Raw genomic sequence first — 25,617 nt, 5'->3', positions numbered from 1 at the left:
GGTGCCGGGCGCCCCCCCGCCCCCTCGACCACCCCATGGAACTGACCCAGACCCATCTCCTGCCCGTGCCCCTGCAGACCGCCTGGGATGCGCTGAACGACCCGGCCGTGCTGCAACGCTGCATTCCCGGCTGCGAGAGCATCACCGCTGCCGAGGCAGGCGCCAACCCCGCCTACGACATTGCGATGACCGCCGCCGTCGGGCCCGTCAAGGCGCGTTTCAAGGGGCGCATGGAACTGGCCGACGTGGCGCCGCCGCGCAGCTACACGCTGCATTTCGACGGCCAGGGCGGCGCGGCCGGCTTCGGCAAGGGCAGCGCCCAGGTGCAGCTCACGCCAGAAGGCCCCACGGTCACGCGGCTCTCTTACACCGCAACGGCGCAGGTGGGCGGCAAGCTTGCGCAAATCGGCTCACGGCTTGTCGACGGCGCCGCTCGCAAACTGGCGGACGAGTTCTTCCAGCGTTTCGCGGCAGAATTCGGCCCCACAGATTCGGCTGGCGTCGACGGACATGCCACTCCGGTCGACGACATGCCGGCCACACAGGCAATTCCGGACTTGGCCGCTGGCCAGTTGCAGGCCCACGGCGCACCGCCCGGCCACGCACCCGACGTCAGCCCCGCGCTCCAGCCGCGTAATCCATGGCCGTGGATCATCGTTGCGGTGGTGGCCGTGGCAGCCGCCTACCTGTTTTTGCACCACGGGGCATAATCGGTCCATTCCCCGCAACACATCACTGAAGCGCGCGAAAGCGCAGCCAACGCATCATGGACAGCGTCGATCTTGAAGTCTTGAAAACCAGCGTGCGCTGGTTGGAACAGGGGCGGCGCGTGCTGCTCGTCACGGTGGTCAAAACGTGGGGTTCGTCGCCGCGGCCCGAGGGTGCGATGCTTGCGCTGCGCGATGACGGCGTCGTCATCGGCTCGGTCTCGGGCGGCTGCATTGAAGACGACCTCATCGACCGCGTGCGCCGCGAAGGCCTGCATTACACCAAGCCCGAAGCCGTCAAATACGGCATCAGCGCTGAAGAAGCGCATCGTTTTGGGCTGCCTTGCGGTGGCACGCTGCAACTCGTGCTGGAGCCGCTAAACGCTTCCAGCGGAATCGACGCCCTGCTGCGCGCCGTGGAAGCCGGTCAGCTCGTCGCCCGCACGCTTGACATGGCGACCGGCGCCGCAACGCTGCAGCACGCCACCGTCACCGACGGCCTTCAGTTCGACGAAGCGCGCCTCGTGACGATTCACGGGCCGCGCTACCGGATGCTCGTCATTGGTGCGGGACAGCTTTCGCGCTACCTGTGCCAGATCGCCGTGGGCCTGGATTACCAGATCACCGTCTGCGACCCGCGCGAGGAATACAGCGAGGAGTGGTCGATTCCCGGCGTGGCCATGGTCCGCACCATGCCCGACGACACGGTGATGGCCATGAAGCTCGACGAGCGCTGCGCCGTCATCGCGCTCACCCACGACCCCAAGCTCGACGACCTCGCACTCATGGAAGCGCTCAAGACGCCCGCGTTCTACGTCGGCGCGCTCGGCAGCCGCCGCAACAACGCCAACCGCCGCGAGCGCCTCAAGGAATTCGACCTGAGTGATGCCGAGCTGGCGCGCCTGCATGGGCCGGTCGGCATCTACATCGGCAGCCGCACGCCGCCGGAAATCGCCATCTCGATCCTGGCCGAAGTCACGGCTGCCAAGAACGGCGTGTCGCTGCCGACCATCCTGCAGGTCGAAGGCGCCAAGGCGGCGCGCGAGATTGCCGCCAACGCCGCGTCAAGCTGCGCTGTGCCGCAAAGCTGAGTCAACCCTCTGATCGAATGGGATGCCGAAAGGCGCCTGAAAGGTTACATTCTTATATATCGCCGATTGGGCGTAAGTTTGCCGCATCGCATTGTGCGAACCCAGCGGGCCACGAACTTCGTTTCGTGTTCGCGGCATCATTTGGCACGACTTACCTGCCCCTTGCCCCGTACCGGTGCGGCAGCAGCCGTGTTGTTTGCAAACGGGACGGTCCCCCGTTTTGCCCCCCAAGAAAATCTAGTTTTCTCGCATGAGTATTTTGCTGACCGGTGCCACCGGTTTCGTGGGCGGTGCCATTGCCGCCAATCTGGCAGCCAAAGGTTTGCTGGCTGACACGCGCTTTGCCGTGCGCGGCGACACGCCCGCAGACGGGTTAGCGCGGCTGCGCAGCAACCTGCGGCGTTTCGAATTCGCACCCGGCACGCTGAACGCCATTACCGAATCGCAAATCGTGCCATTCGACCTGCGCGAGGCCGGAGCGGCCGAGCTGGGCGATCCGGAAGTCATCATCAACTGCGCGGCGCTGGCAACGTTCTCGAACCATCCGTCGCTGTGGGAAACCAACGTTGAGGGCGTGCTGGCGCTGGGCCGGCTGGCGGCGCAAGGCAAACGCCTGAAGCGGTTCATGCAGATCGGCACGGCCATGTCGTGCGGCCAACTGGCCAATCGCCATGTCAGCGAAAGCTGGAGTGTGCCCGCGCTGCAACAGCACGCGGTGCCGTACACGTATTCCAAGGGCATGGCCGAACTGAAGCTGCGCGAAGCGGTGCCCGAGTTGCCGTTGGTGGTGGTGCGGCCGTCCATCGTGGTGGGGCACAGCACGCTGGGGTGCGAACCGTCGGGCAGCATTTTCTGGATGCTGCGCATGGTGGCGATGCTCGAAACGTTCAGTTGCCGGCTGTCCGACCGCGTCGACATCCTGCCCGTGGACGATTGCGCCGAAGGCATCGTGCAGCTGGCGACCAAGCCGACGCTGGCGCACGACCTGTACCACATCAGCGCCGGCGACGCGAACTCCGAGCGCATCGAAACGCTGTACCCGCGCTTCAAGCGTTGCAAGACGCCAGAAGAAGACGCGCAGGCGCTGGCCGGCTACGTGTACCAGGAAAAAATCGCCGAGAAAGCATTGGCGCGTAAATTCCTGAGCTTGACGGGCGATGGCAACGTGCGACTGGTCGCGCGCTGCATCCACCTGTATGCCAAGTTCGCCAGCATGAGCTACGTGTTCGACAACACGCGGCTGGTGCAGGAGACCGGCTTCCAGCCGCGCTCCCTGCTCGCTTATCTCGACCGCTGCCTCGAGACGTCGGACGCCGTGCCGATCCCCGAGCAGATGCGGTGGGACTATAAGTAGCCGTCCGGCCTCCACGGCCCGCACGGCGTGTCATGGCGCCGTGCTATAACCATCGGCGCCCTTCACCAAGACTCCGGTCACCACAACAAGGAGCCGCCGATGACGCTGCAAGCCCTCGCCCATCTCAATATCGCCACGCTGGTGGATTCGTTCATCAGCCTTGCCTCGGCCTTTGCGCTGGGCTCACTCATCGGCTTTGAACGGCAGGTAAGACAGCGGACTGCGGGGCTGCGCACCAATGCGCTGGTGGCGGTGGCCGCATCGGCGTTCGTCGACATGGCGGCGCAGATCGGCACCGCATCGGACACCACCCGCGTGATCGCCTATGTGGTGTCGGGCGTCGGCTTTCTGGGGGCCGGCACCATCATGAAGGAAGGGCTGAACGTGCGCGGGCTGAACACCGCCGCCACGCTCTGGGGCTCCGCCGCTGTGGGTGCGGCGACCGGCTCCGATCTCATTGGGCAGGCCATTCTCATTACGCTGTTCGTGCTGGCCTCGAACATCCTGCTGCGGCCGGTGGTGGATCGCATCAACCGCACGCCGCTGGACAACCAGGCGAGCGAAGTCACGTACACCATGTGCGTCATCTCGACCAGCGAACGCCAGAAGGAGGCACTTGCCGATCTGGAACGCCTGCTCGAAGAAGCGAGCTACCCGATCAGCGATCTGTCGGTCGAACCGTTTGGCGACGACCACGTGGAAATTGAAGCCATGCTGATGTCGACCGCCGTGAACGCATCCGAGCTGGACCGCATCGTGGCGTCGCTGCAATCGCAGCCGCACGTGGCGCAGGCGTTCTGGAATCCGAGTACGACCGAATAAGCGGTCAACCCAACGCGCCGGTCAAAGTTCCTGGCTCGCCGCCAGCGCGAAGATCTTCGCCCAGCGGTGCGCTTCCCGGCGGTTGCGCATCGGGATCAGCCAATCGGCCTGCGCCTGATGCTTCAGGCGTAGCACCAGCGTCCAGGCGCCCTCGCGCTCGACCGCGTCGGCGCCGACAATATCGGCAAAGAGAAAACGGGCGCCCTGCCCGTGCAACTGCAGCGTCCCGCGCTTTTGTTCGGCATCGACCGCGACCTGCCCCCAGCTTGCACTGAGCGACACAATTCGCTGGCCTTTCACGTTCACGCCATGAACGGCGCGATAACGCCGGATGAAAGTAACGACTGCGCCGGCCAGCAGCGCCACAGCCAGCAGCACCGCCGCGCCGCCCGCCACCGCGCCGTATGCCGCGGCAACGCCCGCATACAGCCGGAGCGCGCCGTAGATCAGCAGACCAACCAACGCGAGCGCGGCAATGATGAACGGCATGAGGCGACTCCTTGAATGGACCCGTCGGTTATATCAACCGAAATGGCGTTCAAGGCAAGTATTCAGGATGCCCCGCGCGTCGACGGGGCCAATATCAAGCGAGGCGGAATGCGGCGATGGCGGCGTTCAGGGCCTGGGCCTGTTCTTCCAGCGATTCAGCCGCGGCTGCGGCCTGCTCCACCAGCGCCGCGTTTTGTTGGGTGGCTTCATCCATGAGCGTGACGGCCTTGTTGACCTGCTCGATGCCCGAGCTTTGCTCATTCGAGGCGGCGGCAATTTCGCCCATGATGTCGGTCACGCGGCGAATGGACGACACGATGTCTTCCATCGTGCTGCCCGCGCGTTCGGCCAGCGCGCTGCCGGTCTCCACCTTGGAGAGCGACGCCTCGATCATTTCCTTGATTTCCTTCGCGGCTGCGGCGCTACGCTGCGCAAGGTTGCGCACCTCGCCGGCCACCACGGCAAAGCCGCGACCTTGCTCGCCGGCACGGGCGGCTTCCACGGCGGCGTTGAGCGCCAGGATGTTGGTCTGGAACGCAATGCCGTCAATCACGCCAATGATTTCCGACACTGTGCGCGACGACGCGCTGATCTCGCGCATGGTCGCCACCACATCGGTCACCACGGCGCCGCCCTGGCTGGCGACTTCCGATGCGCTGTCGGCCAACTGGCTGGCCTGGCGCGCGTTGTCGGCGTTCTGGCGCACGATGGAGGTCATCTCTTCCATGCTGGAAGCGGTTTCTTCCAGCGAGCTGGCCTGCTCTTCCGTGCGTTGCGACAAGTCTGCATTGCCGGCGGCAATCTGCTTGGTGGCGGCACCGATCGACTCGGAGCCCGTGCGCACCCGGCGCACGGTATCGGTCAGTGCGGTCTGCATGCGGGCCAGGCCTTCGAGCAGGCGGCCCATTTCGTCCTGACGATCGATGCGCACACGCTCGGTCAGGTCACCCGCGGCAATGCGGTCGAACTGCGCCAGCGCGGCGTTCAGCGGCCCGACGATTGCATGCAGCAGCGACCACGCGCACCAAAGCGCCACGACCAGCGCGAGGACGATGGCGGCAATCATGATCAGGCGGAAGCGCGCGTAAGCGTCGCGCGATTCGTCATAGTTGGCCTTGGAAAACGCCAACTGCTTCTTGCTCAGTGCGAGGCTCGAATCATTGGCATCACGGAAGGCCTTGGACACGCCCTTTTCCATGATCTTGTCCGCCGTTGCGCGATCCCCAGCACGAAGCGCCTTGATGATGTCGCGCAGGCTGGCGGAAGCCGCGTCGCGCTTGGTGGCGACGTCCTTGGCCAGGCGTTCCTCTTCGTCGTCGCGCGGCAGCGACAGGTATTTCTTCCACGCTTCATCGGAGCGGACGATGAGTTCTTCCGTACGATCCAGCAACTGCATCGCACCCTTGTCATCCGGATACAGCATCGCCTTGTCGAGCGCGGTGCGGGCACGCGTCAGGCTCAGATCGGATTCGCCCAGCGCGAGTGCGGACGGAAACTGGTTGGTAAAGGTCTGCTCATGCGCGCGGTTGGCATCGCGCAGCCCCAGCAAGCCGGCCACGCCAATCAGCAAGGCGAGCAGGAACAGTATGGAAACCGAAAGCACCAGGCGGGTGCGGATGGTCAGGCGAGCGGACATGGGCGCGGCGAGAGTGGCGTGCACGGCTCTTCACGCGGCGCGACCATCGCGCCAGGCGGCCGGCTACCTGGGCACTATCGGCTGCGGAGTCGATCAACTTAAGGGCGAAGAGGCGAATACACTGCTGCGGCCTGCTTCATCTAGGGCGGGTTGATTGTCGAATGCCCGTTGGAAGATGTGCAGATCACCCGGCTTGGGGCCAAAACACAATGCCTGACCGAGCCGCATGCGCATATGCAGCGGCTGGCCATCAGTGAAATGACAGTGAGACGCCGAGCTACATCAAGGATTAGGACAATGCGACAAGCCCGAACCTGCCGCCGTCACGTTACCCGTCGTACGAATACGCGCGCCGATGCCGCACCGCCTCGGCGAGTATGTCGAGTACGGGCTCCGTCTGGGTCCAGCTCAGGCACGCATCGGTGATCGACACGCCGTACTTGAGCGGCACACCCGGTTTCAGGTCTTGGCGCCCTGCTTCAAGGTTGCTTTCGACCATCACGCCGACGATCCGGCGCTCGCCCTGCGAGAGTTGCCGCGCCAGATCTTGCGCAACGTCGATCTGACGTTCATGCGACTTGTTTGAGTTCGCGTGCGAGCAGTCCACCATGACCTGTTCGCGCAACTTTGCCGCGCGCAGCGCCGCGCAGGCCGCCTCGATGTGCTCGCTGCCGTAGTTCGGCCCGCCCTTGCCGCCGCGCAGGATTACGTGCGCGTCGTCGTTGCCGCGTGTCTCGAAGATCGCGGCCATGCCCATCTTCGTCATCCCCATGAACGCATGGCTGGCGCGCGCCGCGATGATCGCGTCCGAGGCAACCTGCACGCCGCCGTCCGTGCCGTTCTTGAAACCGATGGGGCAGCTCAAGCCTGAGGCGAGCTGCCGATGGCTCTGGCTTTCTGTCGTGCGCGCGCCGATCGCGCCCCATGCGATGAGGTCGGCAATGTATTGCGGGCTCAGCAGGTCGAGAAATTCGGTCGCGGCGGGCAGCCCGAGCGCGTTGACGTCGAGCAGCAGTTGCCGCGCAGCCCGCAGCCCTTCATTGATGCGGAAGCTGCCGTCCAGGCGCGGGTCGTTGATGTATCCCTTCCAACCGACCGTCGTGCGCGGCTTCTCGAAGTAGACGCGCATCACGATCAGCAGGTCGTCCTTCAGTGCATCTGCGGCAGCCTTGAGGTGGCGCGCGTAATCGAGCGCCTGATCGTGATCGTGGATCGAGCACGGGCCGACGATCAGCAGCAGCCGATCGTCACGGCCGTGCAGGATGTTGCTGATGGCACGGCGGGTGTCTTCAACGAGCGTCTGCGTATCGGCCGGCACGGGCAGCTCGTCCAGCAGCAGCGCCGGAGAAATCAGCGGACGCACCGCACCGATGCGGGTGTCGTCGATACGCGTCGTGTCTTGCGTGCCGTCGGCAACGCCCACCTCGCGATCATGCGATGGGTTGTCGAGGTTTTTCATTGCAGTCTCAGAGGGTTTTCAAATAGGTCTCGCGGGCCTGAAGTCAATGGCCCGCTATCCCGCACTGACGGCACGCACTTAAGCGGCCCTGTCACCACGCGCCTGGCGGTAGTCCTCAGCAAACTCGGCCCATTGCTTCAACGACACCTTGCGGCCGTGCACCGCCAGCTTCAGCGCCGATTTGCGCCACGCCGTGCCGGCCGCGTAGTCCTGCACCTTCTCCACGAGATCCGTCCCGTGGCGGCCACAGCCGCGCAGATGGCACCAGGCCGCCACGTGCGCCATGGTCTGCAGTGCATCGTCCAGATTGGCGACCACGTTCTTGCCCGAGCCGAGCGCGACACGGTCGGCCGTCGGCTGCAGGCTCTTGACGACGTACGACTTCGGCTTTTCGCCCTTGGCGCCGTAGACGACGCCGCGCAGCAGCGCGGGCGAAATGGCCTGCGAAACGCGCTGGATATCGACAACGCGCCCTGCCTCGCTATGCCAGGGTGCCACGCTGCAGGCGCTGCCCAGCACGCCGGCCCATACGCTCGGAATCGACAGCTTGATGTCGATCAGGCGCAGGGTGGCGGGGTCGTTTTCGGGGCGAGCCAGCACGGAATAACGCTCAAGCCCCAGGCTGCCCGTACCGGCAATCCGCCGGGCTACGTCGACGGCAACGAAACGCTGGCCGTTGCCCTGCTGTCCGTACGCCTCGAGAATGCGCCGCGCGCGGCGGGCCTCGTCCTTGCTGGCACGCAATGTGCGGCGGCCGTCAATGCGCAGCGAGATGCGGTTGCCGACGCGCTCGGTGCGCTGCGCGAGGTAGGCCGCGCGGTTGCGTTTGCGCAAGGCACGCAACAGATCGCGCACGATGCCCGTGGCGGTTGCCCGCTCCACCCAGCGGGGCTTGCCTTCCACCAGCGCGGCCGCATACGTGTCAAGAAAGCGCCGGCACAGGTTATGAGCGTCTTCATCGGCCAGCTTCCAGCCGAATGACGCCACCTGCAGGCTCGACAGCACGCGCACGAGGTCGACGGTGAACGGCGCCGCCAAGGCTTCGTCAAAGTCGTTCATGTCGAAGTAGACGAGGCCGTTGTCGCCCTTGAAGCTGCCGAAGTTTTCAAGGTGCAGGTCGCCGCAGACCAGCGTGCGGGGCGCGTCGTGCAGCAAGGCGGCATCGGCCAGAGACGCGGCGTACAGGTTGTTGGTGCCGCGAAAAAATGAAAACGGGTCGGCGGCAATGGCATCCAGTTTTCGGGTAAGCCTTTCGGGATCACGCCCGGCGTTGTATTCAAGCAGGATGCGGGTGCTGTCATGCATGGTCAGGCCTCGTTGAAGTCTTGGAGTGGAGTGCAATGCCCTCAAGAATCGAAGATTACGCGTTGATTGGCGATTGTGAAACCGCGGCACTGGTTTCGCGTGACGGCTCCATCGATTGGCTCTGCTGGCCACGGTTCGATTCAGGCGCCTGTTTTGCCGCGCTGCTCGGCACGCCGGACCACGGCCGATGGCGCATCGCACCGCAAGGCGAGGTCCGCGCCACGCGCCGGCGCTACCTGCCTGGCACGCTCGTGCTGGAGACCGTCTTCGAAACCGACACCGGTTCCGCCAGCGTGACCGACCTGATGACGGCCCGTCTGCCCGGCACCGCCGGCGCACGGGACGACACCTCCGACCTCATCCGCATCGTGCGCGGGCTCTCCGGCACCGTCGATATGCGCATGGACCTGACCCTGCGGTTCGACTACGGCGCGTCTGTACCGTGGGTCAGCCGCGTGTCCGAAGTGACGGGCGCCCCGGCTGACGGCCCGTGCGACATGCCCGATTGCGTGCTGCGGGCCGTGGCCGGGCCCAACATGACGACAGTGCGCACCGCCGCCCCCATCCGCGGCGAAAACCTTTCCACCGTGGCCGATTTCACGGTAAGCGAAGGCGAAGCGGTCCCGTTTGTACTCACGCATTCGCCGTCGCACCTGCCGTTACCGGCATCGATCGACGCGTTGGAAGCCCAGGTCGACATCGAGGCGCGCTGGCGCGCATGGGGTGGCCGCTGCCACGGCGCAGGCGAATGGACCGAAGCCGTAGAGCGCTCCCTGATCACGCTCAAGGCGCTCACGTACCACCGCACCGGCGGTGTCGTGGCCGCGCCCACAACGTCGTTGCCGGAACAGCTTGGAGGCGTGCGCAACTGGGATTACCGCTACTGCTGGCTGCGCGACGCCACCCTCACGCTGCTCGCGCTGATGAACGCCGGCTTCTACGACGAGGCCCGCAGCTGGCGCCAATGGCTCGAACGCGCGATTGCCGGCAGCCCGGCGCAAGTGCAGATCATGTACGGCATTGCCGGGGAGCGCCGCCTGGGCGAATGGACCGTCCCCTGGCTGCCCGGCTACGAGGGCGCCCAGCCCGTGCGCGTGGGCAATGCGGCCGCGCAGCAACTGCAGCTCGATGTGTATGGCGAGTTGATGGACGCCCTCTTCATCGCTCGCAAAGGTGGCCTCGACGGCGACGATGCCTCGTGGCGCCTGCAGGTTGCGCTGATGACGCATCTGGAAAGCATCTGGCAAACGCCGGACCAGGGCATCTGGGAAGTCCGCGGCCCCTCGCGCCATTTCACGCACTCCAAGGTCATGGCGTGGGTGGCGTTCGACCGCGCCGTCAAAACCATCGAGCAATTCAACGTTGATGGCCCGGTAGAGCGCTGGCGCGTCGTGCGCGACAGCATCCACGCAGAGGTCTGTGCCCACGGCTACAACGCCGCGCGTGGCTGCTTCGTGCAGAGCTACGACAGCGACGAACTGGATGCCGCGCTTCTCATGCTGCCGCTGGTGGGTTTTCTGCCGGCATCCGACCCGCGCATCCAGGGCACGGTCAAGGCCATCGAAGAAGACCTGCTCGTCGATGGCCTCGTGCGCCGCTACCGCACCGAAGCGGCGACCGACGGCCTGCCCGAGGGCGAAGGCGTATTCCTTGCCTGCAGCTTCTGGTACGTCGACAACCTCGTCATGCAGGGCCGCCATGACGAAGCGCGCGCGCTCTTTACCAAGCTGCTGGCGCTGCGCAATGACGTGGGCCTGCTGGCTGAAGAATACGACCCACGCCTGCGTCGGCTCGTTGGCAACTTCCCGCAAGCGTTTTCGCATATCGCGCTGGTCAATTCCGCACTGGCGCTATCCAAGGCGGCCGATCATGTCAGCCAGCGCACGGGGGAACCGCCGTGCAGCTGACGTCCGGCCGAAGCCGGTAAAATACCGGCCATGACCGAATCGACCGCTTTCAGCCCCATGCCAGACGACGCAACCAGTGCTTCCGACAGCACCCTGCTGGGCCGCCCAGACAGCCCCTGCATCGGCATCTGCTCGACGCTCTTCGACGAGGTTTGCCAGGGCTGCGGGCGCACGCAACTGGAGGTCAGCAACTGGGTCTTCATGACCGACGAAGAGCGCAACGCGGTCTGGACGCGCATCCTGGCCGAAGGCACCGCCCAGGGCTACAACGCTGACGGCAGCCGCAAGTAGGCGGAGGGCGTCAAACGCAAAAAACCCGGCCGAGGCCGGGTTTTTCATTGGTGCTGCACGTGGGGCAGATCAGGCCGTCTTGGCGGGATTGAGTTGCAGCGCCTTGTACTCCAGGAACTCCTCCAGGCCGTACTTGCCGTTTTCCCGCCCGTTGCCGGATTGCTTGTAGCCGCCAAACGGTGCCTGCATGTTGAACGGCCCGCCGTTGATATTGACCTGGCCCGTGCGGATGCGCCGCGCCACCCGAATCGCCCGGGCCTCGTCGCCCGACCACACACCGCCGCCCAGGCCGTAGATGCTGTCGTTGGCAATCCGGACGGCCTCTTCCTCGTCGTCGTAGCAGATGACGGTCAGCACAGGGCCGAAGATTTCTTCGCGCGCGACGGTGTCGGTGGTCTTGACGTTGCCCAGCACCGTCGGCTTGACGAAGTAACCGGTGGTCAGGCCTTCGGGCGTGTCGGCGCCGCCGGTAATGAGTTCTGCGCCCTCCTCCAGCCCCTTGCGGATGTAGCCCAGCACGCGGTCGCGCTGCACGGCAGAGATGAGCGGCCCCAGGCGCGTGCTTTCCTGCGCCGGATCGCCCGGCACGTACGCAGCGGCAAACTGTGCGGCCAGCGCCTTCACCTCTTCATACTTGGCGCGCGGCACCAGCATGCGCGTGTGCGCCGAGCACGTCTGCCCCGAGTTCAAGAAACATGCCGACAGCGTGCCCTTGACCGCCGATGCCAGGTCCGCGTCATCCAGGATCACCGAGGCCGACTTGCCGCCCAACTCCAGCGCCACCCGCTTGACCGACTGCGATGCGAGTTCCGCCACGCGCTTGCCCGCACGCGTGGAGCCCGTGAACGACACCATGTCGACCTCGGGGTCGCTTGCCAGCACCTCGCCCACCACCGGGCCATAGCCGGTGACCAGGTTGAACACGCCCGGCGGCAGGCCGGCTTCTTCAATGACTTCCGCCAGCACGAAGGCGTTGAGCGGTGCCACTTCCGACGGCTTGAGCACCACCGTGCAGCCGGCCGCCAGCGCGGGCGCAACCTTCAGCGTGATCTGGTTGAGCGGGTAGTTCCACGGCGTGATGGCGCCCACCACACCCACGGGCTCGCGCACCACCAGCGAGTTGCCAACGTGCTCTTCAAATTCAAACGTGCTGAGCAGCTTGGCGAAATTGCTCCAGTTGTAGACGGGGCCGCCCACCTGGATGGCACGCGCCAACTTGATCGGCATGCCGACTTCACCGGCAATCAGCTGCGCCAGTTCTTCGCTGCGGGCATGCAGGCCGTCGGCAATCTTTTGGATGTACTCGGCGCGCTTGGCCACGGGCGTAGCAGCCCAGTCATCAAATGCGGCGCGCGCGGCGGCCACGGCGGCTTCAGCGTCTGCCGCGCTGCCTTCGGGAATGGTCCCCATCACGGCTTCCGTGGCCGAATGAATCACTTCAATGACGCCCTTGCCCTGCGGCGCCACCCACTTGCCATTGATAAAAAGCTTGTCGCGTTGCTGCATCGTCGGTCGTCTCGCTCTGGTGGATGCGCGATTTGCGCGTTGTGCTATCCGGGTTGCGACTGAGGCCCACGTCGCCCCCGGGCGGTTATGATCGGACTATTGTAGAGCCACCAGAGCGCACACTGCAGACGCGCCGGCCGAGGGAGACGACCATGACCACCCGCATCTATCAGAAGACCGAAAAAGGTCAGGACGAGATCCGAACGCGCGCGAACCACCTCGACCAGCGTCACCGCGCGGTGCTCCTGATGGTGAATGGCGAGAAAACCTGCGACGACATCCTCGTGCAGCTTCAGCCGCTCGGTATGACGCAAGCGGTATTCGACGAGCTGGAGGGAGGGGGGTATATCCGCCCGCACTTGGCCAGCAGCACCACGGTGAAGGCTGTCTCGACCGATGAACCTGCGCCTGCCCCCGCGTCGGCCAGCGCAGTACCCGCAGTGCCTTCAAAAGAGCCCGCCGCCGAGGGCTATCAACGCCTCTATCGCTTCTATACCGAAACGATCAGCCGGTATCTCGGCCTGCGCGGCTATCTGCTGGAGATGAAGGTGGAGAAAGCCGGCAATGTGGCGGAACTCGTCGCCCTGCGCGACACGCTCAAGGCCGCGCTCAGCAAAACACGCGGCGAGCCCGAGACCAGCAACGTGATCGCCCAGCTCGATCTGCTGATCGACGAAGCAACAGGCTAAGCCCACACGGTCGGGCAGCAAAAGAAGGCGGCCACCTGTGCCGCTTTTTTTTTTTGAGCACCGTGGAATGGGGAAAATTCATTACCATGGCGAATCCCATTCCCATCCTTCATGGCAAAGGACCGCCCGTGCCCATCGATATCCGAGCGCTTCGTTACTTTGTCGAGACCGCGCGGCTGCAAAGCTTCACGCAAGCGGCGAGTTCGCTCTCGGTCACCCAGTCCACCGTCAGCAAAATGGTGCGTCAGCTGGAAAACGAAGTTGGCCAGCCTTTGTTGATCCGCGAAGGCAAGCAGGTGCGGCTCACCGACGTGGGCCGCGTCGTGTACGCGCGGGGCCAGGAAACGCTGGGCGTGGTGCACAGGCTGACGCTTGAAGTCGCTGATCTGTCCTCGCTCGGACGGGGCGAACTGACGGTCGGCATCCCACCGATGGTGAATCTGTTCTTTTCGCCCGTCGTGAGCGCGTTTCGTCAGCGTTATCCGAATCTGGTACTGAACTTGGCAGAGTACGGCGGCAAGACGGTGGAACAGCAGGTGGCCAGCGGCGAACTGGAGGTGGGCGCCACCGTTCTTCCCGGCGATAGCGGCCTTGAACTCGCTACGCGGCAGTTTGCAAAGTATCCGATCTGGGTGGTGGGACCGCGCAAAGCGAAATGGGCCAAAGGCAGGACCGTCACCCTCACGGCACTGCGCGACGAACCCCTGCTATTGCTGGCCGAGGATTTCTCCCTGACGCGCAAGCTGCGACAGGCCTTTCTCGAAGCCCGTATCGAGCCGCACATCGCTGCGCGGAGCGGGCATTGGGAATTCCTCGCCTCGATGGCCGCTGCGGGACTGGGCACGACTTTTTTGCCGCAGCCGCTGGTGGCCAACCTTGCGAACCGTGACAAGCTGGCCGTGGCACGCCTGACCGCCCCCGACATGGATTGGGCGCTCGCGCACCTGTGGTCGCCCGGCCGCTACCTGTCGCACGCCGCTCGCGCGTGGCTCGCGACGTGCCAGGAAGTGCTCGGCGCCTGAGCAGCGGCTGCGACGTGCGTCAAGCGCTGAGGGCGGGTTCCGGGAGCAGGCTTTCACCTGTGAGCCCGGCTGAGGCCATCGAGCCCTGGTCGCGAAACCGGACATGCCAGGCCGGCGCCTCCTCCAGGAGGTGGGGCGTATGCCCGCCGCGCCGCTGCGCGCGCACAACGTAGTCGCGCAGCAGCTCGCGGTAGCGCGGATCAGCGCAGTTGCTGATGATCTGCACAGCACGCTCGCGCGGCGCCAACCCGCGCAGATCGGCCAGTCCATGTTCGGTGACGATGATGTCGACGTCGTGTTCGGTATGGTCCACATGCGAGACCATCGGGACGATGCTCGAAATGTCGCCGTCCTTGGCCAATGACTTGGTCACGAAGACCGACAGATGCGCGTTGCGCGAGAAGTCGCCCGAGCCGCCGATGCCGTTCATCATGTGCGTTCCGCCCACGTGCGTCGAATTCACGTTGCCGTAGATATCGCATTCCAGCGCGGTATTGATGGTGATCAGGCCCAAGCGGCGGATCACTTCAGGGTGGTTGCTGATCTCCTGCGGTCGCAGAATCACCCGCGTCTTGTAGCGTTCCAGCTCTGACAGAAACCGCTTGTAGATCGGGCGTGACAGCGTGATCGACGAAGCCGAGGCAAACGCCAGCTTGCCCGAGTCGAGCAGCTCGATGGAGCTGTCCTGCAAAACCTCCGAATACATCTTGAGGTCATGGAACGGCGAGTCGATGAAGCCATGCAGGACCGCGTTGGAGATCGTTCCGATACCCGCCTGCAGCGGCTGCAGCGTGGGCGAAAGACGGCCCGTGCGCACCTCGCGCGCCAGGAATGCGTTCAGATGCCCCGCGATGGCATTGGTCTCCGCATCGGGGGGCAACACGTTGGACGGGCTGTCGTCCTGCCCCGTGATGACGATGGCAGCGATCTTGCGCGGGTCGATCGGGATAGACGGCAGGCCGATGCGCTGCTCCGCTGCAATGAGTGGAATCGGCTGGCGATAGGGCCGCTGCACCGGAAAGAAGATATCGTGCAGCCCTTCCAGATTGGCGGGCATGTTCAGGTTGATCTCGACGATCACCTGCTTCGCCAGCACGGCGAAACTTGCAGAGTTGCCCACCGACGTCGTCGGCACGATGCCGCCGTTCTCGGTGATGGCGGTGGCTTCGACCACCGCCACATCCAGCGGTGCAATCTGCCGCGAACGCAGTTGCTCGACGGTTTCCGACAAGTGCTGGTCAATGAACATGACCTCGCCTGCGTTGATCTTGCGCCGAAGGGTGGCATCGGCCTGGAACGGCAGGCGACGGGCAATCACATCGGCTTCGGCCAATACCTTGTCAATGTCGTTACCCAGCGATGCGCCGGTCATGAGCGTAATGCGCAGCGGCTCGTGCGCGGCACGCCGGGCCAGGGCAAACGGCACGGCCTTGCAGTCGCCGGCACGGGTGAAACCGCTCATGCCGACCGTCATGCCATCGTGGATCAGGGTCGCGGCTTCGTCCGCAGACACCACTTTATCGAGCAGGGATTGCAGGCGAATGCGGCCGCCAATATCAGAGGTCATCTCGTCTCCTTGGTACTTCGCCGAGCCTGACTTTGGCGCTTCTTGTTGTAATGTAGGGCGCCCCGTCAGCAGGTCTCGGCCTATTCACTGGGATATGCAGACCAGTGTAGCGACGACCATGCATTCTGATGGCGATAAAAAATCATGAAATCCAGTCGGTTTTTTCATAAATGGCCCACTTTGCCGACATGCTTCAGTCGATTGCGGCGAAGACCAAGAACAAAGGGCCGCACATTGGCGGCCCCTTGATGACGGCAAAGAATCGGCGTTCACCCTGCGCGGCATCACAGCTGCGCGCAGTCCTCGGTCTACGGCACAGCGGTCAAGGCTCCGGAAAACGCGCGAGCTTGGCGGCGTTCTTGGGTGCCGGATACTGCGCCACGTTCATTTCCATGGCGAGCAGCGTGTAGTAGCCGCAGATGCCCGTCATGTCTACGATGCCTTTGTTGCCGAACCGCTTTTCCGCTCGGGTATAGGTTTGGTCGGACACGCGCTTGTTGCGGATCAGTTCCGTCGCGAAGTCGTAGACGATCTCCTCGTCCTCGCTCATGCCCGTGGGGCGGCGGCCATCGGCAATGGCATCGGCAATACCGGGTTTGATACCCGCCTTCAGAGCGATCGGATGGTGCACGTACCACTCGTAATCCTGGCTCCACTCCCGCGCCGTGATCAGGATGACCAATTCGCTCAGCGTGTTGCCAATCGCGGAGTGATATCGCAGATAGTCGCCCATTGCGCGGGCCTGGCTCATCACCTCGGGGCTATGCATCAGGGGCTCGAAAGGACCGAATACCGGCACCTTGCGCGCAGCCTGAAAGTCCTGCGCCGCCTTGGTCTGTTCGGCGCTGTACTTGTCCGGCGGAATGGTTGGTAGGCGCTCAGCTGCGTGTGCAGACGTCATCAGCACCAGGGCGGCTGTCGATAGCAAGGTCAGTACGTTTTTCAACGTGAGTCTCCTCATATGTTTTGATTGTTCTGTGTTGGCGCTCAACGCAGCCGCAAGGATGCTGTGCCGCGTTCGGCCAAGGCATTCTGGAATCGGGAGGAGGCACTGTCAACGCGGCCTCGGCAAGCCGCACGTGAGAGACCGATCCGGATCGGAAACACACGTTCGCCTCGCGGGGACGCCCGCAAAAAAAAAGAGGCCGCACATCGGCGGCCCTTTGGCTACGGCAAAAGATCGGGGGTCAGACTTCGACGCCCTGGCTCTGCAGGTATTCGTCGTAGGTGCCGAGGTAGTCGGTGAGCGTGCCGTCCGGGCGCACTTCGATCACACGCGTGGCCAGGGCGCTGATCAACTCGCGATCATGCGACACGAAGATCAGCGTGCCTTCGAACTTGTCGAGCGCAATCTGCAGCGACTCGATGGACTCCATGTCCATGTGGTTGGTCGGCTCGTCCAGCGCCAGCACGTTGTGGCGGCCGAGCATCAGCTTGCCCCAGATCATGCGGCCCTTCTCGCCACCGGAGAGCACCTTCACATTCTTCTTGATGTCGTCGGCAGAGAACAGCAGGCGGCCCATGGTGCCGCGCAGCGATTGGTCGTCATCGCCGGGCTGCATCCACTGGCTCATCCAGTCCATCAGGTCGCGGTCTTCGGGGAATTCTTCGTAGGTGTCCTGGGGCATGTAGCCGACATTGGCGTTCTCGGCCCACTTGACGGTGCCACCGTCGATCTCGATGCCGCGCTGCACGCCGGTCTTCACGGCGCCGTTCAGCAGGCAACGCAGCAGCGTGGTCTTGCCGGCGCCGTTCTCGCCGATGATGGCGATGCGCTCGCCCGCCCGCACTGCCATCGTCAGGCCATCGAAAATCTTGCGATCGTACGTCTTGCGCGCGTTCTCGGTTTCCACTGCCAGGTTGTGCAGCTTCTTCTCCATCTCGAAGCGGACAAACGGGTTCTGGCGCGACGACGGCTTGATGTCTTCCACCTTGATCTTGTCGATCATCTTCAGGCGCGACGTAGCCTGGCGCGCCTTGGACTTGTTGGCCGAGAAGCGACGCACGAAGTCCTGCAGGTCGGAGATGCGCTCCTTGGCCCGGGCGTTGGCGGCCTGCAGGCGTTCGCGCGCCTGCAGGGAGGCTTGCATGTAGTCGTCGTAGTTGCCCGGGTAGACCTTGAGCGTGCCGTAGTCCATGTCGGCCATGTGCGTGCAGACCGAGTTCAGGAAGTGGCGATCGTGGGAGATGATGATCATGGTGGAATTGCGCTCATTGAGCACCGATTCCAGCCAGCGGATCGTGTTGATGTCGAGGTTGTTGGTCGGCTCGTCCAGCAGCAGCACGTCCGGGTTCGAGAACAGCGCCTGCGCCAGCAGCACGCGCAGCTTCCAGCCGGGCGCGACGTTGCTCATCGTGCCGTTGTGCTGGTCGGTCGGAATGCCCACGCCCATCAGGAGTTCACCCGCGCGCGCTTCCGCCGTGTAGCCGTCGTATTCGGCGTACTTGGCCTCCAGGTCGGCGGCCTTCATGTAGTCGTCGTCAGTGGCTTCCGGGTTCGCGTAGATGGCATCGCGCTCCTGCGCGGCGGCCCACATTTCGGTGTGGCCCATCATCACCACGTCCAGCACGCGCATGTCTTCGTAGGCGAACTGGTCCTGACGCAGCTTGCCCAGGCGCACGCCCGGTTCCAGCATCACGTTGCCTGCGCTCGGCTCCAAATCGCCGCCCAGGATTTTCATGAAGGTCGACTTGCCGCAGCCATTGGCGCCGATCAGGCCATAGCGATTGCCCTCGCCAAACTTGACCGAGATGTTCTCGAACAAGGGCTTGGGCCCGAACTGCATGGTGATGTTGGCGGTGGAAAGCACGTGGAAACCTTGATTTGGAAAGCGGTGATCTGGCGCGGCAAGCACTTGGCCGGTCGCCATTTGGAGAACCCGAGATTTTACCACCCGGACGTGACCCGGATGGCCGGAAGACTTACGCCTTCAGTGTCGGATACCCCGACAAGTGCAGCGTAAAGCCCGTGGCGTCAACATCCAGCTCGGCCTGCGCGCCAATCGGCAGTGTCGCCTTGGTTGGGCAATGGCCGAACGGCAAGCCCGTGACGACCGGAATCGACAGGTGTTCGGCAAGGTAGTCGCGCATGGCGTCGAAACCATAGCCCGCGTCGTACGGCGTGGTGCGATAGCCGGAAAAATCGCCCAGCACCAGCGCCCGCTGCGCATCGAGCACGCCGGCCTGCTGCAATTGCAGCAGCATGCGCTCAACGCGGTACGGATGTTCATTGATGTCCTCAACGAACAGGATGCCGTCGCGAATGTCCGGCAGATACGGCGTGCCGATCAAGCTGCACAGCATGGCCAGATTGCCGCCCCACAGGGTGCCCTCATAGCGGCCGGGCCGCGCGCAGCCGCTGGGTTGCGGCACATCTGCACGCAGCGCGTAGGTCGGGCTGCGCAAAATGCCCCAGAAATGCTCGACCATGAACGGGTCGACCGTCTCCAGCCCGAAGTCCGAACACACGTGCGGGCCGGCAAACGTCACGCCACCCGTGGCCGCCAGGTACGCCAGCGAAAACACGGTGAAATCGCTGTGGCCGACGATGATGGCGTCGGTGGCCTGCGCGCGGCGGCCGATGTCGATGAAGTCGATGCGGTCCAGCAAGCGCGTCAGGCCATACCCGCCGCGAATGGCCATGGCGATTTCCTGGCCGCTGCCCGTGCCGATCTGGTTCAGGTCTGCCAGCCGCGCAAGTTCACCGCCGGCAAAACGCTGATGCTGCCGGCTCAGGCACTCGCGGTTGACGATCGTGCAGCCCTGCGCTTCCAACGCCGCCACGCCGCGCTCCGCGATGGCCGGATCGTTCGGATAACCGGAAGGGGCAATCAGGCGGACAGTGGTCATGTGGCGGATTCGTCGGATTCAGTGGCCGCCAGGCGTGCGGCCTTCTGGGTTGCGCGGCGCTCGGCGAAGAAGGCGCGCAGCATGTCGCCGCACTCCTGCGCGAGCACGCTGCCGGTGATGGCGGTCTGGTGGTTCAGCCGCGTTTCTGCAAACAGGTCGAGGATGCTGCCCGCGGCGCCCGTCTTGGGGTCTGGCGCGCCATAGACGACACGCGCCACGCGGGCATGCAGCATGGCGCCGGCGCACATCACGCACGGCTCCAGGGTCACGAAGACTTCGCAGTCGGGCAGGCGGTAGTTGCCGAGCTTCTCGGCGGCCTGGCGCAGCGCGCGCATCTCGGCATGCGCGGATGGGTCGTGCGTGCCAATCGGGGCGTTGTAGCCCACCCCGACGATTTCGTTGCCGCGCACGACCACGGCACCCACCGGCACTTCGCCTTGCCCCCACGCGAACTTGGCCTGCACGAGCGCCTGCTGCATCCAGTAGCCGTCGCGCTCATGGGCGGACATGTCGGCAGGCGGGGTGAGGACGTGCGGTGTGGTCATGCGATCCGGCGCTGTCGCATCAATCCTGTTCGTGCGGACGCGCGAGCTTCACGTCGGCCCAGCAATTCGGGGTTTCGTACAGCACGAGCTTGGACAGGCGCAGATGGTGCCCGAACGTGTTGCGAAACACTGGCTCGAGAATGTCGAACGCGACCTGCGCGAGGTTCTCGACGGTGGGCACATCGTTCAGCACGACGGTCTTGTGACCGCCTTCCATGTCGTTCAGGAATTCAACGAGCTTCGTATCGCCGCGATAGACGAGGAAGGCGTGATCCCAAAGGTCGACAAGATGCTTGTTGGCGAGCTGCTTGACGTCGCCAAAGTCGAGGATCATGCCGTCGTCGGCAGCCTTGTCGTTGTGCAGCACTTCGCCGGTGAGCGTGAGTTCGAGCTGATAGCGATGCCCGTGCAGGTTGCGGCACTGGCCGGCATGGCCCGGGATGCGGTGGCCGGCGTCGAATTCGAGCCGGCGCGTGATGGAAACGGTCTTGGTCATGGAGCAAGGTGGCGGCAGCGGGCGCCGCGAAACGGCTGGAACCGGCAGAAAACCGGGGACAAAGTGCTGCGGCCCGCCCTAGCGGATGCCCAGCATCTTATGGGTTTGCAGCGACAGGCGCCAGCGCGGCCGGCGCTGGCACAGCTCGACGGCTGCCGCCGTATTCTGCCGGGCAAGCGGGCCGTCCATGGCCTGCAGGAAGAAATGCTGGAAATCGAGCCGTTCGTATGCGTCGAGGTCCTGTCCGTCTTGCGGAATCACCACCTTCAGCTCGTCGCCGCGTGTGACGACGAGTTCGGAGCCCATCTTGGGGCTCACGCACACCCAGTCGATACCTTCCGGCACGGTAATGGTGCCGTTGGTCTCGATGGCGATTTCGAAACCGCGTGCGTGCAGCGCGTCGATCAGCGGCTTGTCGAGCTGAAGCAGCGGCTCGCCGCCGGTGCAGATGACGAGCGGCTTGCCGCCCGTGGCGCTGGCCGGCCATTCGGCGGCAACGGTGTCGGCGAGTGCGTCGGCGGTGGTGTATTTGCCGCCTTGCGTGCCGTCCGTGCCGACGAAGTCGGTGTCACAGAACTGGCAGACGGCGGTGGCGCGATCGGCTTCGCGCCCACTCCAGAGATTGCAGCCGGCAAAGCGGCAGAAGACGGCTGCGCGGCCGGTGTTGGCACCCTCGCCTTGCAGCGTGTAGAAAATTTCCTTGACGGCGTAAGTCATGTCTGAACGGTGGCATTCACAGGAGAACGACGCAGAAGCGACGTATTTCCCGCGCAAACCGTACCAGTGCCCACTAGTGATTAACCCGATATTGTTTCACAAATCGGGCTCACGCGTCGCCCTATCCGCAGAAGGACGCCAGCGTCACAAAGGAAAACGCGCCTTCCGGGGTCAGCCACGCCGCAAAGATCAGGGCGGCGCCGGCCGCTGCCAGCGCCCAAGCCATCCATGTTTTGAACTGTGCATTCACGCGGGTTGCGCCACCGGCGTACGCACGAGTTGGCGATCGTCGATCGGCCAGTGCAGCAGCGCGGCCACCACACCGAGCGCCATGGCGCCAAACCAGATCGCGTCGTAGGAATGCAGGTGGTCGTACACCACGCCGCCCAGCCACACGCCCAGAAACGCGCCGATCTGATGACCAAGAAATACGAAGCCGAACAGCGTGCCGATGTAGCGCACCCCAAACACCTGCGACAGCAGCCCGTTCGTCAGCGGCACCGTCCCCAGCCACAGCAGGCCCATCACGATGGCAAACGCATACAGCGTTGCGGGCGACAGCGGGAGCAGGATGAATAGCGCAATCGCCGCCGTGCGAATCAGGTACAGCAACGACAGCAGATATTTGCGCCGGAACAGCCCGCCCAGCGCGCCGCAGTAATACGTGCCGACGATGTTGGCGGCGGCAATGAGCGCCAGCGCCACCATGCCGTGGCGGCCGGTGAGCCCCTTGTCGAGCAGATACGCCGGCATGTGCGCACCGATAAAGGCGAGCTGGAATCCGCACGTCAGGAACCCGAGATTCAGCAGCCAGAAACCCCGGTGGGCAAAGGCCTCGCGGATGGCCGAACCCATGCTTTGCTGCGCCTGCTGCGCGGCGGCAGCCGATGTTCTCTCGCGTAACGGCGCGGCCAGCGGCAAGAAGATCGCCATGAACCCCGCCATGATCACCAGCGCCGTCACCCAGCCGACCGTACTCAGCAAGCCCTGCGCCGTCGGCACCATCACGAACTGGCCGACACCGCCCACCGCGCCCGCTACGCCCAGCGCCCAGCTGCGCCGCTCGGGCGGCGTCAATCGGCTGATCGCGCCATACACCACGCCGAACGACGTGCCTGACAGCCCGAGCCCGATCAGCCCGCCCGCCGACAGCGTAAAGCCCAATGGCGTGCCTGCATGTGCCATCAGCATCAGCCCAAACGCATAGACCACGATGCCGGCAACGACCACCTTGGCCGCGCCGTAACGGTCGGCCAGCATGCCCGCAAATGGCTGTGCCGCGCCCCAGATGAGGTTTTGCAACGCGATCGCCAGGCCGAAGGTTTCGCGTGTCCAGCCATGGCCCATCGTGACGGGCACGAGGAAGAGCCCTTGCACGTGCCGAATGCCCAGCGCCACGCCGATCACCGCGCCGCCGGCCAATACCGGCAACCAGGGCGATTGCGTGAGAGATTTCGAGGTCATGAGCGTTTTTTCTCCGATGTGGCAGACATTCCGGCTCCGCAAGCGTGTGGAACATGCATTGGGCTGGAATGTCGTCCGATGGCTTATTAAACTTAGCCCTGCCCAGCTTCTCAATTGATCTTTGAGAACGCCTTGCATGAGGAAAACGCATGTCGACTCCCCTGGTTCGATTGGCCTCCCTGGACCTGTTGCGCGGCTTCGTGGCGGTAGGCCGGCGCATGAGCATCACGCTCGCAGCCGATGATCTGTGTCTGACGCAGTCCGCCGTGAGCCGCCAGGTGTCGGCGCTCGAAGAGGCACTGGGCGTGAAACTGCTGGTGCGCGGGCACCGCTCGATCGCGTTCACGCCCGAGGGAGAACGCCTGTTCCGCAGCGCTGACAGTGCCGTGCAGCAGTTGCAGGACGCCATCGGGGCCATCCGCGTGGCGGCCGAACGTCGGCCGGTCACGATCACGGCCAGCATCGGCGTCACCGGCCTGTGGCTGCTGCCGCGCCTGGCGCGCTTCCAGCTGCAGTACCCCGACATCGACGTGCGCGTGGCGACCAACAACCGCCTCGTCGACCTGAAGAACGAAGGGATTGAGCTTGCCATCCGGTATTGCCCACCCGGCGATGCGCCACCCGGTGCCATCCGGCTGTTTGGGGAAACCGTGGCGCCCGTCGCGCATCCGTCGCTGGGGCTGCGCTCGCTGGATTCCGCCGAGGCGCTCGCCGGCCTGACGCTGCTCGACTTTGACGACCGCGACCTGCGCCGCCCCTGGCTCCAATGGACCGACTGGCTGGCCGCCGCCGGATGGAGCCATGCCAAGCCGCGCACCGTGCTGCGCTTCAACCAGCACGACCAGATCATCCATGCGGCGGTGGCCGGCCAGGGCATCGCGCTGGGCCGTCTGGAGTTGATCGCGCCGCTGCTGGCCGACGGCCGCCTGGTCACCGTACCGACCATCGCCCCCGGCGTGCGCAACACGCATGCGTACTGGTTGATCCAATCCGAGCCCAACCCTCGACGCGACGTGCGCGATGTGGCTGCCTGGATCTGCGCTGAAGCGGCAACGCAGGCCACGCATGCATCCGGCGCATCCGAACTTGCATGAAAGGCGTTTGAACGCGTACCGCGCCCCACGTGTAATGCCGCCAACGACATCATGTTGGAGGCCGCATGGACACCCTAGCCCGCCCGCAGACCGCACCCCAGCACGCCGCTTACAACGCCACATGGGAGCCGCTTGTCCCCGCGCCCACCGTCGAGTTCTGGTTCGACTTCGCGAGCAATTACAGCTACCTGAGCGTGATGCGCATCGAGGCGGCCGCAGTGCAACTTGGTGTGCAAGTCGCATGGAAACCCTTCCTGCTGGGGCCGATTTTTCAGTCACTCGGCTGGGCCAGTTCGCCGTTTGTGCTGCAACGGGCCAAAGGGCATTACGTCTGGCAGGACATGGCGCGCGAATGCGCCAAACACGACTTGCCCTGGACGCAGCCGAGCACGTTTCCGCGCGCCTCCGTCCTGCCGCTGCGTGTGGCGCTGCACGGCGCAGACACCCCGTGGATCGGCGCCTTTTGCCAGCGCATCATGCTGCGCAATTTCGCCCAGGACCGCGACATCCACACGCCTGACGCCGTGGCAGAAGAACTGACGGCGCTCGGCTTGCCGGTCGACGCCATCCTCGCTCAGGCACAGTCCGACGCAAGCAAGCTAGGCCTGCGCGAGCAAACGCACCCCGCGCAGATTCGTGGCATCTTTGGCGCTCCCACGTTCTTTGTCGGCGACGCGATGTTCTGGGGCAACGACCGCCTGGACGATGCGCTCGCCTGCGCCGTAGCATTGCAGTCCAATCCTGGCTCATATCACAGCGGATAACCCATGCCGACCCAGATCGAAAAAGCCCGCGCCTTCCGCGCGCTGCATGAACGCAGCGGCACCTTCGTGATCCCGAACCCGTGGGACCCTGGCTCGGCCCGGCTGCTCGCATCGGTGGGCTTCGAAGCATTGACCAGCACCAGCGCCGGCTTTGCGTTCTCGCGCGGGCTGCCTGACTATGGCGTCGGCCGCGACACCATCCTCGCGCATGTGGCTGACTTGGCGGCCGCCACGGATGTGCCCATGGCTGCCGATCTGGAAAACGGCTTTGGCGATGCGCCGGAAACTGTGGCAGAGACCATCCGCCTGGCAGGCGCCACCGGCATCGTCGGCGGCTCGATTGAGGACGCGACGGGTCGCGCAGATGCGCCCATCTATTCGCTGGAGGCTTCGGTCGACCGCGTGCGCGCAGCGGTGGAGGCTGCGCGCGCGTTGCCGTTTCCGTTCACGCTCACCGCGCGCTCCGAAAACCACCTGCACGGTCGCAACGACCTGGCCGACACGATCCGCCGCCTGCAGGCCTTCCAGGACGCCGGCGCCGACGTGCTGTACGCCCCCGGCCTGAAAACACGCGACGAGATCGCCGCCGTGCTGCGCGAGATCGACCGCCCGCTCAACGTGCTGATGGGTTTTGCCGACGGCAACTTGAGCGTGGCCGAGTTGACCGAATTGGGCGTCAAGCGCATCAGCGTAGGCGCGACGCTGGCACGCGTAGCCATGGGTGCATTCATGCGGGCGGCGGAAGAACTGCGCACCGCCGGGACGTTCAGCTTTGCGCGCGATGCCGCCAGTGGAGCCAAGCTCAACGGCCTCTTTGCACCGTTCGCCTGAGCTTGCCGCCGG

The 25,617-nt window shown here is 64.6% G+C and carries 24 protein-coding genes; 11 read left to right on the top strand and 13 right to left on the bottom strand.

All coding sequences use genetic code 11. From position 1 onward, the window contains the following. The first annotated feature begins 35 nt into the window (after positions 1 to 35). The 4 genes from RP6297_RS06600 to RP6297_RS06585 all read left to right on the top strand — a co-directional run bounded on the left by RP6297_RS06600 (position 36) and on the right by RP6297_RS06585 (position 3,974). Complete coding sequence (locus tag RP6297_RS06600; RefSeq protein ID WP_009238177.1) at positions 36 to 710, top strand: SRPBCC family protein; 675 nt, start codon at positions 36 to 38, stop codon at positions 708 to 710. A 56-nt stretch (positions 711 to 766) separates the two neighbouring features. Beyond that, the gene (locus RP6297_RS06595; RefSeq protein ID WP_004626801.1) at positions 767 to 1,798 is read left to right on the top strand and encodes an XdhC family protein; all 1,032 of its coding nucleotides are present in this window, start codon (positions 767 to 769) and stop codon (positions 1,796 to 1,798) included. Positions 1,799 to 2,048: 250 nt separating this feature from the next. Beyond that, positions 2,049 to 3,152 carry an SDR family oxidoreductase gene (locus RP6297_RS06590; RefSeq protein WP_009238178.1) on the top strand — a complete coding sequence of 368 codons (1,104 nt, stop codon included), beginning with the start codon at positions 2,049 to 2,051 and terminating at the stop codon, positions 3,150 to 3,152. Positions 3,153 to 3,251: 99 nt separating this feature from the next. Continuing rightward, positions 3,252 to 3,974 (top strand): MgtC/SapB family protein, encoded by a 723-nt coding sequence (locus RP6297_RS06585; RefSeq protein WP_009238179.1) that lies wholly within the window; start codon positions 3,252 to 3,254, stop codon positions 3,972 to 3,974. 21 nt (positions 3,975 to 3,995) lie between these two features. Here RP6297_RS06585 and RP6297_RS06580 read toward each other — a convergent pair whose 3' ends face one another. From RP6297_RS06580 to RP6297_RS06565, 4 genes are all read right to left on the bottom strand, one after another. Beyond that, positions 3,996 to 4,463 carry a hypothetical protein gene (locus RP6297_RS06580; protein WP_009238180.1) on the bottom strand — a complete coding sequence of 156 codons (468 nt, stop codon included), beginning with the start codon at positions 4,461 to 4,463 and terminating at the stop codon, positions 3,996 to 3,998. Between the two features lie 94 nt (positions 4,464 to 4,557). Beyond that, a complete protein-coding gene (locus RP6297_RS06575) occupies positions 4,558 to 6,099 on the bottom strand; it encodes a methyl-accepting chemotaxis protein (protein ID WP_009238181.1) in 1,542 nt (513 codons plus the stop codon). Between the two features lie 328 nt (positions 6,100 to 6,427). Further along, positions 6,428 to 7,558: a 3-deoxy-7-phosphoheptulonate synthase gene (locus RP6297_RS06570; RefSeq protein ID WP_009238182.1), complete on the bottom strand. Its 1,131-nt coding sequence runs from the start codon at positions 7,556 to 7,558 to the stop codon at positions 6,428 to 6,430. Positions 7,559 to 7,636: 78 nt separating this feature from the next. Further along, positions 7,637 to 8,863, bottom strand: coding sequence for a DUF2252 family protein (locus RP6297_RS06565; protein WP_009238183.1), 1,227 nt, complete (start codon positions 8,861 to 8,863; stop codon positions 7,637 to 7,639). 35 nt (positions 8,864 to 8,898) lie between these two features. Between RP6297_RS06565 and RP6297_RS06560 the strand changes: the two genes are divergently transcribed. Continuing rightward, a complete protein-coding gene (locus RP6297_RS06560) occupies positions 8,899 to 10,770 on the top strand; it encodes a glycoside hydrolase family 15 protein (RefSeq protein WP_009238184.1) in 1,872 nt (623 codons plus the stop codon). Positions 10,771 to 10,800: 30 nt separating this feature from the next. After that, positions 10,801 to 11,061, top strand: a complete 261-nt coding sequence (locus tag RP6297_RS06555) for a DUF1289 domain-containing protein (RefSeq protein WP_004626784.1) — start codon at positions 10,801 to 10,803, stop codon at positions 11,059 to 11,061. A gap of 69 nt (positions 11,062 to 11,130) precedes the next feature. Here RP6297_RS06555 and RP6297_RS06550 read toward each other — a convergent pair whose 3' ends face one another. Beyond that, the gene (locus RP6297_RS06550; RefSeq protein ID WP_009238185.1) at positions 11,131 to 12,567 is read right to left on the bottom strand and encodes an aldehyde dehydrogenase family protein; all 1,437 of its coding nucleotides are present in this window, start codon (positions 12,565 to 12,567) and stop codon (positions 11,131 to 11,133) included. Between the two features lie 152 nt (positions 12,568 to 12,719). Here RP6297_RS06550 and RP6297_RS06545 point away from each other — a divergent pair, with 152 nt between their 5' ends. Then, positions 12,720 to 13,256, top strand: coding sequence for a hypothetical protein (locus tag RP6297_RS06545; protein ID WP_009238186.1), 537 nt, complete (start codon positions 12,720 to 12,722; stop codon positions 13,254 to 13,256). Positions 13,257 to 13,384: 128 nt separating this feature from the next. After that, complete coding sequence (locus RP6297_RS06540; RefSeq protein ID WP_009238187.1) at positions 13,385 to 14,278, top strand: LysR family transcriptional regulator; 894 nt, start codon at positions 13,385 to 13,387, stop codon at positions 14,276 to 14,278. Positions 14,279 to 14,297: 19 nt separating this feature from the next. On the opposite strand, the gene RP6297_RS06535 is transcribed toward RP6297_RS06540, so the two are convergent. From RP6297_RS06535 to RP6297_RS06500, 8 genes are all read right to left on the bottom strand, one after another. After that, positions 14,298 to 15,845, bottom strand: a complete 1,548-nt coding sequence (locus tag RP6297_RS06535; protein ID WP_009238188.1) for an acetyl-CoA hydrolase/transferase family protein — start codon at positions 15,843 to 15,845, stop codon at positions 14,298 to 14,300. A 322-nt stretch (positions 15,846 to 16,167) separates the two neighbouring features. After that, positions 16,168 to 16,791, bottom strand: a complete 624-nt coding sequence (locus RP6297_RS06530) for a carboxymuconolactone decarboxylase family protein (RefSeq protein WP_009238189.1) — start codon at positions 16,789 to 16,791, stop codon at positions 16,168 to 16,170. Positions 16,792 to 17,032: 241 nt separating this feature from the next. Continuing rightward, entirely contained in the window at positions 17,033 to 18,655 is a 1,623-nt protein-coding gene (locus RP6297_RS06525) for an ABC-F family ATPase (protein WP_009238190.1), read from the bottom strand. 112 nt (positions 18,656 to 18,767) lie between these two features. Further along, on the bottom strand, positions 18,768 to 19,694 hold the full coding sequence (gene ldcA / locus RP6297_RS06520) for a muramoyltetrapeptide carboxypeptidase (RefSeq protein WP_009238191.1): 927 nt from the start codon (positions 19,692 to 19,694) through the stop codon (positions 18,768 to 18,770). Next, a complete protein-coding gene (gene tadA / locus RP6297_RS06515) occupies positions 19,691 to 20,239 on the bottom strand; it encodes a tRNA adenosine(34) deaminase TadA (protein ID WP_009238192.1) in 549 nt (182 codons plus the stop codon). Before tadA ends, ldcA begins: the two co-directional genes overlap by 4 nt. A gap of 19 nt (positions 20,240 to 20,258) precedes the next feature. Beyond that, positions 20,259 to 20,735 (bottom strand): 6-carboxytetrahydropterin synthase QueD, encoded by a 477-nt coding sequence (gene queD, locus RP6297_RS06510; protein WP_009238193.1) that lies wholly within the window; start codon positions 20,733 to 20,735, stop codon positions 20,259 to 20,261. 78 nt (positions 20,736 to 20,813) lie between these two features. Then, entirely contained in the window at positions 20,814 to 21,452 is a 639-nt protein-coding gene (gene queE / locus RP6297_RS06505) for a 7-carboxy-7-deazaguanine synthase (RefSeq protein ID WP_009238194.1), read from the bottom strand. 246 nt (positions 21,453 to 21,698) lie between these two features. Continuing rightward, entirely contained in the window at positions 21,699 to 22,916 is a 1,218-nt protein-coding gene (locus RP6297_RS06500) for an MFS transporter (protein WP_009238195.1), read from the bottom strand. A 149-nt stretch (positions 22,917 to 23,065) separates the two neighbouring features. On the opposite strand from RP6297_RS06500, the gene RP6297_RS06495 reads away from it, so the two are divergent. From RP6297_RS06495 to RP6297_RS06485, 3 genes are all read left to right on the top strand, one after another. Then, entirely contained in the window at positions 23,066 to 24,010 is a 945-nt protein-coding gene (locus RP6297_RS06495; RefSeq protein ID WP_009238196.1) for a LysR substrate-binding domain-containing protein, read from the top strand. Positions 24,011 to 24,075: 65 nt separating this feature from the next. Then, the gene (locus tag RP6297_RS06490) at positions 24,076 to 24,774 is read left to right on the top strand and encodes a 2-hydroxychromene-2-carboxylate isomerase (RefSeq protein ID WP_009238197.1); all 699 of its coding nucleotides are present in this window, start codon (positions 24,076 to 24,078) and stop codon (positions 24,772 to 24,774) included. A gap of 3 nt (positions 24,775 to 24,777) precedes the next feature. Continuing rightward, on the top strand, positions 24,778 to 25,605 hold the full coding sequence (locus RP6297_RS06485) for an isocitrate lyase/PEP mutase family protein (RefSeq protein WP_009238198.1): 828 nt from the start codon (positions 24,778 to 24,780) through the stop codon (positions 25,603 to 25,605). The last annotated feature ends 12 nt before the right edge of the window (positions 25,606 to 25,617 follow it).

It is taken from the genome of Ralstonia pickettii, assembly GCF_016466415.2.
Taxonomy (GTDB): Bacteria; Pseudomonadota; Gammaproteobacteria; order Burkholderiales; family Burkholderiaceae; genus Ralstonia; species Ralstonia pickettii.
Note: the sequence above shows the minus strand (reverse complement) of the source record. Positions and strands in the feature narration are given on the sequence as shown.